The organism is Methylobacterium sp. NMS14P (assembly GCF_028583545.1).
Classification (GTDB): Bacteria; Pseudomonadota; Alphaproteobacteria; order Rhizobiales; family Beijerinckiaceae; genus Methylobacterium.
Map to the genome: position 1 here is coordinate 448,670 of NZ_CP087107.1, position 13,019 is coordinate 461,688.

12 protein-coding genes and 1 other RNA gene are annotated in these 13,019 nt (G+C 70.4%); 9 read left to right on the plus strand and 4 right to left on the minus strand.

What is annotated here, in order from left to right:
• Nucleotides 1-226 precede the first annotated feature (226 nt).
• Nucleotides 227-1,420 (minus strand): alpha-hydroxy acid oxidase, encoded by a 1,194-nt coding sequence (locus LOK46_RS31890; protein ID WP_273564892.1) that lies wholly within the window; start codon nt 1,418-1,420, stop codon nt 227-229.
• Nucleotides 1,421-2,142: 722 nt separating this feature from the next.
• On the opposite strand from LOK46_RS31890, the gene LOK46_RS31895 reads away from it, so the two are divergent.
• The 4 genes from LOK46_RS31895 to LOK46_RS31910 all read left to right on the plus strand — a co-directional run bounded on the left by LOK46_RS31895 (nt 2,143) and on the right by LOK46_RS31910 (nt 7,110).
• The gene (locus LOK46_RS31895; protein WP_273564893.1) at nt 2,143-3,306 is read left to right on the plus strand and encodes an ABC transporter substrate-binding protein; all 1,164 of its coding nucleotides are present in this window, start codon (nt 2,143-2,145) and stop codon (nt 3,304-3,306) included.
• A 332-nt stretch (nt 3,307-3,638) separates the two neighbouring features.
• Nucleotides 3,639-4,514 (plus strand): branched-chain amino acid ABC transporter permease, encoded by an 876-nt coding sequence (locus LOK46_RS31900; RefSeq protein WP_012329745.1) that lies wholly within the window; start codon nt 3,639-3,641, stop codon nt 4,512-4,514.
• A complete protein-coding gene (locus tag LOK46_RS31905; RefSeq protein WP_273564894.1) occupies nt 4,511-6,346 on the plus strand; it encodes a branched-chain amino acid ABC transporter ATP-binding protein/permease in 1,836 nt (611 codons plus the stop codon). The genes LOK46_RS31900 and LOK46_RS31905 overlap by 4 nt, the downstream gene beginning before the upstream one ends.
• An 8-nt stretch (nt 6,347-6,354) precedes the next feature.
• A complete protein-coding gene (locus LOK46_RS31910; protein ID WP_273564895.1) occupies nt 6,355-7,110 on the plus strand; it encodes an ABC transporter ATP-binding protein in 756 nt (251 codons plus the stop codon).
• 290 nt (nt 7,111-7,400) lie between these two features.
• Here the strand turns inward: LOK46_RS31910 and msrA are convergent, their stop codons facing one another.
• Both msrA and LOK46_RS31920 read right to left on the minus strand, forming a co-directional pair.
• Nucleotides 7,401-7,919, minus strand: a complete 519-nt coding sequence (gene msrA, locus LOK46_RS31915) for a peptide-methionine (S)-S-oxide reductase MsrA (RefSeq protein WP_273564896.1) — start codon at nt 7,917-7,919, stop codon at nt 7,401-7,403.
• A 429-nt stretch (nt 7,920-8,348) separates the two neighbouring features.
• Entirely contained in the window at nt 8,349-8,504 is a 156-nt protein-coding gene (locus LOK46_RS31920; protein WP_273564897.1) for a hypothetical protein, read from the minus strand.
• A gap of 163 nt (nt 8,505-8,667) precedes the next feature.
• On the opposite strand from LOK46_RS31920, the gene ssrA reads away from it, so the two are divergent.
• Nucleotides 8,668-8,840, plus strand: a transfer-messenger RNA (tmRNA) gene (gene ssrA / locus LOK46_RS32995).
• Between the two features lie 263 nt (nt 8,841-9,103).
• Nucleotides 9,104-9,397 carry a hypothetical protein gene (locus LOK46_RS31930; protein ID WP_273564898.1) on the plus strand — a complete coding sequence of 98 codons (294 nt, stop codon included), beginning with the start codon at nt 9,104-9,106 and terminating at the stop codon, nt 9,395-9,397.
• A 335-nt stretch (nt 9,398-9,732) separates the two neighbouring features.
• Here LOK46_RS31930 and LOK46_RS31935 read toward each other — a convergent pair whose 3' ends face one another.
• On the minus strand, nt 9,733-9,963 hold the full coding sequence (locus LOK46_RS31935) for a DUF6894 family protein (RefSeq protein ID WP_273564899.1): 231 nt from the start codon (nt 9,961-9,963) through the stop codon (nt 9,733-9,735).
• A 611-nt stretch (nt 9,964-10,574) separates the two neighbouring features.
• Between LOK46_RS31935 and LOK46_RS31940 the strand changes: the two genes are divergently transcribed.
• From LOK46_RS31940 to LOK46_RS31950, 3 genes are all read left to right on the plus strand, one after another.
• A complete protein-coding gene (locus tag LOK46_RS31940; protein WP_273564900.1) occupies nt 10,575-11,399 on the plus strand; it encodes a cobalamin B12-binding domain-containing protein in 825 nt (274 codons plus the stop codon).
• Nucleotides 11,400-11,503: 104 nt separating this feature from the next.
• On the plus strand, nt 11,504-11,725 hold the full coding sequence (locus LOK46_RS31945) for a hypothetical protein (protein WP_273564901.1): 222 nt from the start codon (nt 11,504-11,506) through the stop codon (nt 11,723-11,725).
• 383 nt (nt 11,726-12,108) lie between these two features.
• Entirely contained in the window at nt 12,109-12,798 is a 690-nt protein-coding gene (locus LOK46_RS31950) for a hypothetical protein (protein ID WP_273565204.1), read from the plus strand.
• The last annotated feature ends 221 nt before the right edge of the window (nt 12,799-13,019 follow it).

The window sequence follows — 13,019 nt, forward strand, 5'->3', positions numbered from 1 at the left end:
GTCGTCTTTCCCCCCTCGGCGGCCCGATCCATCGGCGCAGTGACCCCACGGGTTGCTGCGCCGTTGTCGTTGTGGATCAGGCTCGGCGCGATCGCCCGGTTCGTTTCTGTGCCGCGCCGAAGCTTCTCGGCAGCGAGCGCTCCGCCGGGAAGCAAGATCCGCGAAGGATTCTGGATCGTAGCGCTCGGTGCAGTGAGGCTCTGCAACGGAGCGGCGCGTCGCGCCGTCAGGACGCGACGCGCCGCGCGGCCGGCGCATCGTCCCGGTTCTCCTGCGCGGGGGGCGTCCAGAGGATCGACCGGTCGACCGCGCGGATGTCGCGATGGCCGCACAGGGCCATCGTCATGTCGAGCTCCGTGCGGATGATCTCCAGGGAGCGGGCGACGCCCGCCTGGCCGTAGGCGCCGAGCCCGTAGAGGAAGGCGCGGCCGATGAACACGCCCTTCGCACCCAGGGCGACGGCCTTCAGCACGTCCTGGCCCGAGCGGATCCCGCCGTCCATCAGCACCTCGATGCGCGAGCCGACCGCGTCCGCGATCCCGGGAAGCGCGGCGATGGACGAGGGGGCGCCGTCGAGCTGCCGCCCGCCGTGGTTCGAGACGATGAGCGCATCGGCCCCGGTCGCGGCCGCCTTCTCGGCATCCTCGACGTCCAGAATGCCCTTCAGGATCAGAGGACCCTGCCACCGGTCGCGGATCCGCCGCACGTCGTCCCAGTCCAGGCGCGGGTCGAACTGGTCCGCCGTCCAGGCCGAGATGGAGCGGGTATCCCGCACGCCGTCCACGTGCCCCACGATGTTGCGGAAGGTCCGGCGCTTCGTGCGCAGCATGGACCAGCACCAGCGCGGCTTGGTCAGGAGATCGAGGGCCGTGCCCGGCGTCAGCCTCGGCGGGGCCGACAGGCCGTTGCGGATGTCCTTGTGGCGCTGCCCGAGGATCTGGAGGTCCAGCGTCAGGACCAGGGCCGAGCAGCCCGCCGCCTGCGCGCGGTCGATGAGGCGGTCGTTGAAGCTGCGGTCGCGCATGAAGTACAGCTGAAACCAGAACGGCTTGCTCACGTTCTCCGCGACATCCTCGATGCTGCAGATGCTCATCGTCGACAGCGTGAACGGCACCCCCGCCGCCTCCGCCGCCCGCGCGGCCAGGATCTCGCCGTCGGCGTGCTGCATGCCCGTGAGCCCCGTCGGCGCCAGGGCGACGGGCATCGCGACGGCTTGGCCAGCCATCGTCGTCGCGAGGGTGCGGTCGGTCATGTCGACCGCGACGCGCTGGCGGAGCCTGATGCCGGCGAAATCGGCCGCGTTCGCGCGGTAGGTCGACTCCGTCCACGAACCGGAATCGCAGTAATCGTAGAACATCCGCGGCACCCGCCGCTTCGCGACCCGCCGCAGGTCCTCGACCGTCGTGATGATGGGCGCCATGCGATGTTCGGCCTCGCGACTGTGTGAGGGGACCGGTCGCGGGGGAGGCGGGCTCGCGCCCGCTGTCCCGAACGCCGCACGCGCTTCGGGTCGCGAGGCCCCGTGTTGTGGAAGCGCGACGGTGCAACGGTTCGCTGGAAAACGAAAGCGCACCGGCCGGGATGATCCGTCGCGGCGGGACGAGGGCCGGGATGCACGGCCCGCCCGTCGGCCTTGACGGGTCGGCCCGGGAGACCGCCGGCCGGATCGGCCCCAGCTTCATGAACTCCGATCCCGCGGCACGCGACCCGCCCGCATCGGAGCACGGGCCGCGGGCACCCGGACGCCGCGCGCCTGAGACGCGCGGTGGGCCGCGCCCAGGCGACGCCGTCGTGTCGCGCCCGGCTTCACCCGCCAGCGTAAACCGACCCTATTGGGCCGGTGGCGCTCGTCCGCGCGGCAGAGGACGGCCGGGTTTCCGCCTGAAAGTACACATTTCAGTTCGCGCCTACTCGGATCTTCGCGTTCCGGCCGGGCATCGGGACCGGTTTACGGCGTCGGTGTTTTGTCGCGATCACTCTTCGCTGCACCGCACCGCGGCGAAAACGGTCGAGTGACGATCCGAAGGCTTCTTCTCATCGAAGCTGACCGGCGAAGGTTTGCAGGATAGACATCGGCGCGCGGAATAGGGACCATCGTTGCCAACGCCGGGCCTGAGCATCGGCGATGGGACGGATACGCCAATGAGGACGACGCGCCGCGTTTTCTTGACGGGTGCCGCATCCGCAGTCGCGAGCGGCCTGGCGCCGGGCGTGATCCGGTCGGCCTGCGCTCAGGGCGCCGGGTCGACCGTCCGGATCGGCATGGTGCTTCCGGTGACGGGACCCGGCGCGGATGCCGGCCGTTACGCCCTCGCCGGCGCCAAGATCGCCCTGGAGGCGGTCAACAAGGCCGGCGGGGTGCTCGGCAAGCCCCTGGAGATCGTCACGGAGGACGATCAGACCACCAATCCCGGCGCGGTCTTCGCCTTCTCGAAACTGGCTTCGCAGAGCGACCTCGTCGGCTTCCTCGGTTCGATCCGCTCGACCCAGAACCACGCCATGGCGCCCGACATCCTGAAGACCGGGAAGCCTGTCTGTTTCGGCGGCACCGACCCGGTACTGACGCAGCTCGGCAATCCCTGGCTGTTCCGCTTCCGCCCCAACGACAGCTTCTCGGCCCGGGTGATCGCCGAGCACGGCGTCAACGGGTTGGGGAAGAAGAAGTGGGCGATCATCCACTCCACCGACGCCTTCGGCACCAGCGGCGCCAAGGCGCTGACCGAGAGCCTCGCCAAGGGCGGCGCCACGGTCGCCCTCGACCAGGGCTACACCAACCAGAGCCAGGACTTCACGCCGGTCGTGCTGGCGATCCGGCAATCGGGCGCCGACGTCATCGGCTCGTACTTCACCTTCGAGAACGACATCGGCATCTTCGCCCGGCAATTGCGCCAGCTCGGCGTCACCGCGCCCTGGGTCGGCTCGCCCTCGATCACCAACGTGACCGCCCTGAAGCTCGCCGGGCCGTCGCTCTACGGCACCTACGGCGTGGCCGACTACGCCGAGGAATCGAGCGACGCCGCCCGGGCCTTCGGCAAGGCCTACCGCGCCGCGATGAAGGTCGCCCCCGACAACCAGTCGTCCTGGACCTTCGACGCGGTCACGGTGCTGGCCAAGGCGATCAACGCGGCGGGCAAGACCGATCCGCAGGCGATCCGCGAGGCCCTGCTCGCGGTGCGCGGCCACGAGGGGGCCGAGGGCACCTACAACTTCGACAAGAACGGCGACGGCCTGCACGGCTACAACGTCGTGCGCAACGACAAGGGCAACATCGTCTTCGACCGGCGGATCGACTTCTACCAGGGCTGAGGCGCGCGTGCGGGACGGAGACTCAGAGCCGTGAACGATCACGGAAGCGCGGTCCATGTCCGTCGAGGGCCGACGCCCTCGGCGAGCGCACCGCGCCCCCTCGCCCGTGCGGGAGAGGGCTGGGGTGAGGGACGAGACGCGTCGGGATCGCGCGCGCCTTCGCGGCGCGTCGCGGGCGAGCCTCCTCCGGAAGGCGCGGACCCCTCACCCTGTCCCTCTCCCGCGCGGGAGAGGGGACCTGCGCCTCCTCCGTCGACGGGGCTGTCGCAGACCGTGTTGCCCGCCGTGTTTCCCGCCGTGTTTCCCGAGGGGACGTTGAGAGTGCGGACCGCATGGACCTGATCCTGCAGCTCCTCTTCACCGGGATCGGCATCGGCTCCGTCTACGCCCTGGTGGCGCTCGGCTTCGTGCTGATCTTCCGTGCCACCAACGTGGTGAACTTCGCGCAGGGCGAGTTCTCGATGGTGGCGGCCTTCCTGATGGTGGTCTTCGCCGTCGATCTCCAGTGGCCCTACTGGCTCTCCCTCCTCCTGACCCTCGGCGGGATGGCGCTGCTCGGCGCCCTGTTCAATCTCGGCGTCTACTACCCGCTGCGGCACCGCAGCTACCTGCCGGTGATCATCTCGACCATCGGCGCCTCGATCTTCCTGGCCAACACCACGCTCGCCCTCTACGGGCCGCAGCCGCAGGTGCTCCCGCCCGTCTTCGAGACCCAGGGCTTCCTGCTCGGGCCGGTCTTCCTCGACAGCCAGTACCTGCTGATCATCGCGGTGACGGCGGCCCTGGTGGCGTTCCAGTACTGGTTCTTCGAGCACACTCTGGTCGGCAAGAAGCTGCAGGCGACGTCCCAGGACAAGGAGATGGCCGCCCTCCTGGGCATCCCGGTGGCGGGCATGATCATGCTGACCTTCGTGTACAGCGCGGTGCTCGGCGGCATCGCCGGCATCCTGGTGGCGCCGGTGCTGTTCGTGTCGATCCAGATGGGGGCCACGATCGCCCTCAAGGCCTTCGCGGCGACGATCATCGGCGGCTTCGGCGACGTCACCGGGGCGATCATCGGTGGCCTCGCGCTCGGCATCATCGAGACCTTCGGGGCGGCCTACATCTCGGTCCCCTACAAGGACGCCTTCGCGTTCCTGGTGCTGGTGGTCTTCCTGGTCGTGCGCCCGCAGGGCCTGTTCGGCGAGCGCGTGGCGGAGAAGGCATGAGCGGTCGCCCTTCCACACTCGCCGGCCCGGCCGGCGCGGCTCCAGCCCCCGCGCCGCGCCGGCTGCCCCTCGGAAGCCTCGCCTACGCGGTCCTGGCCGCCGCCCTGGTGACGCTGGCCGCGACGACGCCGCTCAGCGGCTACGCCCTCAACATCCTGATGCAGGCGGCGACCTACGCCATCGCGGTGATCGGGCTCACCGTGGTGCTCGGCCTGTGCGGGCAGATCAACCTCGCCCAGGCCGCCTTCTTCGGGATCGGTGCCTACGCTGTCGGGCTCGGCACGGTCGACGGGGGCCTGAACTTCTGGATCTGCCTGATCACCGGCCTCGGTCTCGCGCTCGTGCTGGGCGCCGCGCTCGGCGCCTCCACGCTGCGGCTCGGCGGCCACTACCTCGCCATGGTGACGATCTCGTTCCAGCAGATCCTGACGCTGGTCCTCACCAACTGGATCCCTGTCACGCACGGGCCCGACGGCGTGCCGAACATCCGCCGCCCGGCCCTGTTCGCCGACGGGCAGAGCTATCTCGCCCTGTGCGTGCTCGTGCTGGCGATCGTCGGCTGGCTCGTCTGGCACATGCCGCGGACGCGGCTCGGGCGCGCCATGCGGGCGGTGCGCGACAACGAGCTGGCGGCGGGCGTGTCGGGCATCGACATCTACCGCACCAAGGTCGCGGCCTTCGCCCTCGGGGCGCTGCTGGCGGGGCTCGGCGGCGGCCTGTTCGCCGGCAGCTTCACCTATATCAGCCCGGACCAGTTCTCCTTCGCCGAGTCGATCGTCTTCCTGACGATGGCGCTGCTCGGCGGCGTCGGCTCGCCGGTGGGCGCCGTGATCGGCACGGCCCTGCTGATCCTGATCCCGGAATGGCTGCGCTTCCTCAAGGAGATCCCCGGGCTCTACCTCGCGATCTACGGGCTCGCGGTGATCCTGATCGTGGTGTTCATGCCCGACGGGATCTGGGGCTTCCTCGGCGACCAGGTCCGGCGCCTGCGCCGGGCCCGCCCGGCCCCGCCGCCCGCCGCCGAGCTGACCCTGAGCCAGGGCGAGGCCTCCGCGGCGCCGATGCTGGAGGTGTCGGACCTGTCCAAGCACTTCGGCGGCCTCAAGGCCGTGGACGCCGTGAGCTTCACGGTGGCGCGGGGCGGCATCCACGCGCTGATCGGCCCGAACGGCTCCGGCAAGACCACGACGCTGAACGTCCTCTCGGGCCTCTACAGCCCCACGGGCGGCACCGTGCGGCTGGCCGGGCAGGACGTCACGCGCCTGTCCCCGCACCGGCGGGCGGCGGCCGGGATCGGCCGCACCTTCCAGAACATCCGCCTGTTCCGCTCCATGAGCGCCCTGGAGAACGTTGTCATCGGCGCCGAGCGCCCCAACAACCCCCTCGGCGCGCGCGACCGGGCGGGGCTGGAGGCCCGCGCCCGGGCGGCGCTGGCCTTCGTGGGGCTGGAGGGGCGGGCGCAGGAGCCGATCTCCGGCTTCTCGTACGGCCACCAGCGCCTGATCGAGATCGCGCGGGCGCTGGCCGGCAACCCCGTGCTGCTGCTCCTCGACGAGCCCGCCGCGGGGCTCAATTCCAGCGAGAAGAACGCCCTGACGGCGCTCCTGCGCCGGATGGCCGCCAAGGGCCTGACCATCCTGATCATCGACCACGACATGACGCTGGTGAGCGACGTGGCGAGCCACATCACCGTGCTGAACTTCGGCCGCCGCATCGCCGACGGCGTCACGGCGACCGTGCTGCGCGAGCCGGCGGTGATCCAGGCCTATCTCGGCGAGGACGCCGCCGCCGGTCCGGCGGCGAGCCTCAAGACCGACCTCGCTCCGGCGTGACCCCCGCGATGACGACGCCCGCCACACCCCTTCTCGAGATCCGCGACCTCGCCGTCCGGTACGGGGAGATCGAGGCCGTGCGCGGCCTGTCCTTCTCGGTCGGCGCCGGGGAGGTGGTGACGCTGCTGGGTTCCAACGGTGCCGGCAAGTCCACGACCCTCAAGGCGATCTCCGGGCTGGTGCGGCCCGCCGCCGGCACGATCCTGCTGGAGGGGCGGCCGCTGGAGGGACTGAAGCCCGAGGCGATCGTGCGGCTCGGCGTCGCCCACGTCCCGGAGGGGCGCCGGGTCTTCCCGGGGCTCACGGTGCGCGAGAACATCATGCTGGGCGCGTCCAACCGCTCCGGCCTCGGCAAGCGCGCGCTGCGCGACGAGGTCGAGGCGATGTTCGACCTCTTCCCGGACATCCGCCGCTTCGGCGACGCCCTGGGCTGGACGCTGTCGGGCGGCCAGCTCCAGATGGTGGCCCTCGCGCGGGGGCTGATGGCCAAGCCGCGGATCCTGCTGCTCGACGAGCCCTCGCTCGGGCTGGCCCCGGTGATCGTCCAGGCGGTGTTCGCGATCATCGCCGAGGTGCGCCGCCGCGGGACCACCGTGCTGCTGGTGGAGCAGAATGCCCGGATGGGGCTCTCGGTCGCCGATCGGGGCTACGTGCTGGAGACGGGCCGGCTCGTCCTGCAGGGCGCGCCCGACGCCTTGTGGGCCAACGACGAGATCCGGTCGGCGTATCTCGGCGGGCGGACGAGGCCCGAACCCGCGGTCTGACCCGACCGTGCCTCGGCGACGACCTCGCTGCGCCGCCGGACGGAGTCGATGCCCGGCGCGGATCGTACGCGCGTGGCCGGAGGGACCGGTGTCTTCGACGCGGCGGTCCGGCAAAGGTCGGCGGAGGAGCGTCCCGGCATCGTCGCCGATCAGTGCGGCGCGGCCGCGGTGATCACCGCGGCCGCGACGTTCCCCCGCTTCCGAGCCTGCCGGCGTCGTCGCCGGCGGCTCCGCCGTGACCGTAGGGACCCGGGACAGCCGGGAGTCCGGCGGGCCCCGGCCCGGTGAGCCTAGGCGCCCTGCGTGGCGGGGGAGCGCGCGGGCAGCACCCAGCCCGGCCTGATGAAGTGGCAGGTGTACCCGTCGGGACGCCGTTCCAGGTAGTCCTGATGCTCCGGCTCGGCCTCCCAGAACGGACCGGCGGGCGCCACTTCGGTCACGACCTTGCCGGGCCACAGGCCGGAGGCGTCGACGTCGGCGATGGTCTCTTCGGCGACGCGGCGCTGGTCGTCGTCGGTGTAGAAGATGGCCGAACGGTAGCTGAGGCCCCGGTCGTTGCCCTGGCGGTTCGGCGTCGTCGGGTCGTGAATCTGGAAGAAGAACTCCAGCATGCGCCGGAAGCTCGTCCGATCCGGGTCGTAGACGATCTCGATGGCCTCGGCGTGGGTGCCGTGGTTGCGGTAGGTCGCGTCCGGCACGTCGCCGCCCGTGTAGCCGACGCGGGTCGATATCACGCCCTCCTGGCGCCGGATGAGGTCCTGCATGCCCCAGAAGCAACCACCGGCTAGCACCGCCCTCTCGGTTCTCATCGTAGCTCCTCCTGAGCCGTTCCACTGACTGCGCAGATATAGGGATCCCTCGGGCCCCGCGTGCTGCGACGTCCTAGCCCGCCGTCGCGATCGAGGCGGCGGGCGGTCTCGCGTCCGCCTCGGCGTCAGCCACCGACGCCCGCGATGCGGGACCGCGGGCTACGACGCCCGCGGGCCGCCAGAGATCTCGCCAGCGGCGATCCCAGTCTCGATCTCGCGCGGCAGGCGCGGGATGCAGGCGCGGGCTGAGGCCCGCCCTGTCCGGAAGTTCACCGACTGGCCGAGCGTCGAGGGTGAGCGTCGCGCGCGGCTGACGCGCGGCTGACGCGCGGCTGACACGTGCCGGACGGCCCGGTCACCGACGGCGCGGGCCTGGCCGGGGACCGGGCGAGACGTCCGCTCCTGAGCGAACGTCTCCGGAGCGGCCTCCTAGCTCCCCGCGAGGGGCTTGTTGGCCTTGAAATTCTTCCGCGCCGGCTCGGCCTTGCGGGGATCCGGCTTGTCGGCGAGCAGGCGCTTCACGCGCTCGTTGAAGTCCTCGGGCGTGACGCCCTGGGCTTTGCCGGTCTTGAGTTCGCGTGCCATCTCGGCCTCCGCTTCGTGGCCCAGAGCACGGGATTGCGCGGAGGGATCGGACTCATATGGGCACTCGTCCGGCACGGCGCCACCAACTTCAGGCCAGGATAGCCGTTCGCCCGCGATGGACCCGCGGGCCGGGATGGGATAGGCTCGCTGCGAGGTTGATGACCGGTTCGTAATAACGCTTCAGGACCCGGGGGCGGTACCCGGCGCCTCCACCAGAAGCACCCTGCCCCGGTTACCGCGCGGGGACGAGGGCGAGCGTCCGACGTTGCGGACCGCGCGCTGCCAGGGTGCTTCTGCTGGGGGTGAAACAGGTTCGACTGGGCGGTAAAGGGATCGCGAGTTCTGTCCTGCTTCGGCAGGGTAAGATGCGGCTTTCGGTAAGGACTCGACCGGTTCGGCGCGGGCAACCCCCGTTCCGAGCACCTGACCAAAACTCTAAATGCCAACGACAACGTCGGCATGGAGATGCGCCTCGCGGCGTAATCTTCCGGGGCGTGGGTACGCCTAGCAACAGAACCCGAGGCTTCGGCCTCGGGACCCGCCTTTATCGTCTGCCCGTTTCAGGTTCAGGGTCGCGGCTGGGCAGATCGGAGCGTCGCTTGAACGAGCCCGAACAGGGCAGTGCGGAGGCCGTCTACATCTCGGCCATGGTCGGCGAGATGATGCGGCGCGTCCTGGAGGACGCTCTCGCCGAACTCGCGAGAACCCGCGGTGCTGCCTTCCTGGAGATCTTCGTGGCGCGCGAGCTGGCCCGCTGCGCCGACCTGTTCCGTGAGCGGCCCGGCGATACGCCCGAGACGACGGACATGCTGCGGGCCTGGTTCGCCATGGAAGGCGGCGAAGCGCTGCGAGCCGTGGTCGATCGCGCCAACGTCGAGGCGGCGCGTGATTGAGGCGCTCCGCAGATGTACCTGCCAGCGGCCTTGTAGACGGTGATCGCGCGGCGGCACGCCTCGGAGAGCTGCGCACGGTCTGTCCGGGCAGGTTTCGTCTCGAGGATGTTCGGCCCGTGATCGCGGCCGTCGATAACGGCATCCCGAGTCAAAGAGCCTCAGACTCCTCTCGGCTCAGTCAGGGGCAGGGGTGGCCGGAACCGCCGATGAGGCCGGTCGCGCGCGGCCAGGCTGCCGTCATCCGCGGCGAAGCAATCGCCGCTTCCTCGCTCCACTCCGTTCCGGCTTCGGGACCAGGGAGCGTTCGAGCGCTCAACGGGGAACGGCGACGCGACCTACAGATCTGTCGCTGAGAAGTTGGCGCTCGCGCTCATCACGAGCATGCCCGCTTCGTCATAGGCCTGGGCGGTGAAAGCGTTCACCTCGGTGCGATACCCCTCATCGCGCAGGATGTCGGTCAGCAACCGGCGAAGGGTATCCCGCAGCGCGTCCCGGCCGGACAGTTGCACCCCTTCGTCGTCCCTGATCGTGATGCGATCGGATGTGACGATGAAGTATCTCGGCATCGGGCTCTCCGCCGACTGACATAGCAGCGCACAACGCGCGGTCACCGGGGCCCCGGTCGCCCCGGCCGCAATCGTCTACGCTCGCACAGAGGCGGCTCGCGGGCATTCACCTGGATCAGTCGCTGCGGCGCGCGGGGGGCGGCGGCGCGGAACGGGGGCCGACCACGGGGATCGTGCGCACGATGCGCAGCGCGCTCCGGAGCTGTCCCGCCGCTTCGTCCAACCTCGGACCGGTGCGGGTCGCCGTGCAGCGTCGGAAGGGTGACCTGTCTCGCTCGGGGATCGGGAACAGCGACGCTCCGCGCGGCGCCGAACGCGCGGCACCCGGTGCCGTCCACCTCGCGTTGCCGCCGACCGTCACGGACACCGAAGGCATCGTGCGCCGCGGAGGGCCCCTTCGCGTCGCCAGCCCGGCGGGAACCTGCATCCGAGGCGGCAGTTCTGTGCCGACACCGATCCGTACAGCCGGCAACGGCGTCACCGAGCAGGAGCCTCATCAGGCTGTAGCCGAAGTGGTTCCCGAGTTCTCGGAATTATAGTTCATCTATCGAGTTGCCTATTGCCCGGTCAAAACATATAGTGCTGCATCGGCGGGGGGGCCAATGCCTGAGATGGCTGGGATCGGTGTCGCGCGGACCTGCGTCGACCGACAGACTTGGTCCGCTCGCGGAGCGGCCGCACGCAACACGGCCGTCATCCAGGCCGGTCTCGCCCGGATCGTCGAGGACGAGATCCTGCCGCGCCTCGCGCTCGCGCATCAGGCGGATTCGCCGTCGCCTGCATCGACGACCCGATCACCGATGCCTGAGCGCGTCGCCTCTCTGGCTCAGGCGCTGATGGAGGGCGATTCGCACGGCGAGTGGGTCCGCGCGCTTCTGGAAGAGGGGCTGTCGCTGGATGCGCTGCTGCTCGACCTGTTCGCACCCGCGGCGCGGTATCTGGGCGCCCTGTGGGAAGAGGATGCCGCGGATTTCCTCGACGTGGCGGTCGCGCTCGGTCGTCTTCAGAACCTGACCCGCGCTCTGTGTGCGGATCTGGAGGGCGTGGACGTGAGGGCGAACGGGCGCCGCGTCCTGCTGATGCCCTGTCCCGGCGAGACCCATCTCTTCAGCCTCGCGCTCGTGGCGAGCTTCTTCCGCGAGGCGGGGTGGGATGTGGTCCTGACCGATGGAGCGGACGAGGATCCCGCCAGCCTGGTTCGCGCCCAACAGTTCGATCTGGTCGGCATCTCGCTGTCTTGCGACATTCTCCTGCCCGCGATGGCGGAGTCCGTGGCGAAGTTGCGCGCCGCGTCGTGCAATCGGGACTTGCGCGTCATCGTCGGTGGCCCGCTGTTCGTGCGCGAGCCTGCCTGCGCCAGCTTCGTGGGCGCAGATGCCGTTGCCGCGGACGCGCAATCGGCCGTCAAGATCGCCGAGGCCACCTTCGCGCGATGACGTCGTGCGGCCAGGCGCCGGATCCGGCGAACCGGCGCTGCGCGGATCTCTTCTCATCCGGACGGTGTTAAAGGTTTCGCGGTTGAGAGGCAGAGATCCAGGATTTGCAGGAGTTCGACGAGCAATTGGCGCGAGAATTCGTCCGCGGCCTCGTACAGTCGGCCGTGGCACGAGGCGTCGATCCGGCCATTCGGCTCGATCAGTTTCGGGCGCTGCAGCAAGCGGTCGTCGCTCTATCGCGAGACCCTGCCGTGGTTCGCGCCAGTGAGCAGCTCATCCGGGCGATCGACTGCGCTCACCACGAGCTGACCGCGGTAAAATCGTAGGCGCACCGGACCGTACCGCGGCACGAACAGGGTAGGGCTGCCTGCGCGCAACCAGCGACGCCCGCGATCGACGATCCAATTGAATGTCCGCCCGCAGGCTTCGCCGAGCGGGCCCTCGCGTTGACGGCTGCGCCGAAGCGCGAGCCTGGCGCGAAGATGTTCGTCATTCTCGGCCACTCTCAAGATCGCGTCGGGCCGTTGTCTCGAGATCGGGCGCCTCGATGCGTGCCTGCCCGCTGTTCGGGCGCGATGTCTCGACGCGCGTCCGCGGCTCTCGACCGGTCCCGTGCCGAACCGAGCCAGTGCGCGGCGACCGGACATCGCCCAGGCCGGCGGTGACCGGCCGTTGCGGACACCCTGCAAGTGCCCTATCGGCCGCGATGATGCCCGACCGATCCCTCCGCGCCGTCTGGTCCGACAGTCTCATGGCCGAGGTCGGCGCGCGCCTCCCCCTCTTCGATGGCCTTTCTCCGGACGCGATCCAGCGCCTGTCGGCCGAGGGCTTCGGACGCGGCTTGCTGACGGCGTCCTTGCGAGCCCGCCTGCGCAAGGCCGGATTTCCAGATCTCGGTCATCTCGCCCAGTCGTCACCGGTCGCGATCGCCGCGACCAGAAAGTTCGGCCCCGTCCGCGTCGAGCGCGTCCGGCACTTCATCCTCGACGCGCTGGCGCGCTGGCTCCCACGCGCGCGGGAGATGCACACCTCCGAAGCCACGCGGGACCGGAGGCTCGGCCGGCTGCGCGGGCTGTCAGCCGGATGCCTGCCCCTCGCGGCGGGTCAGATCGCGGCGCTCCGCTTCGAGGACGGATCCTGCGCCGACATAGCCACGTGTTCGCGTCTCGGCCTCCTCCGGACAGGTGCCGTGACATCCGGTGACGTGGACCACGTTGTCGCGACGCTCACCCACCTCGCTCGAGCGGCCGATCCGATCCCGCCGCGTCCCCTGGACGAGGCCGGGGCGGCACCGGCGGGCGACGCCGCGGCCCTGGCGGCCCGTCGCGCCGCTCTGCTGTCGGAGCGGGATCGCGAATGGGACGCGGCCGCACCGACCGAGAGCCGGCCTCGGAGTTGACCACCCTTCCGGATCCGAGGTCGAGCCTGATCGAGCCGGACCGCGGGCTGCCACGCGCCCTCGAGACGTCGTGGCTCGGTCCGACGCGGGCCTGTTCGTGTCCTTGCGGTGCGGCCCAGCGCTTCGTCGAAGACCCGGCGAACGACCCTTGAAGCGGGCCTGATCGGCCCATCCCGGGTCGAGTGCCCGAGGTGCGCCCTTGCGCCGTCGCAAACGCTAAC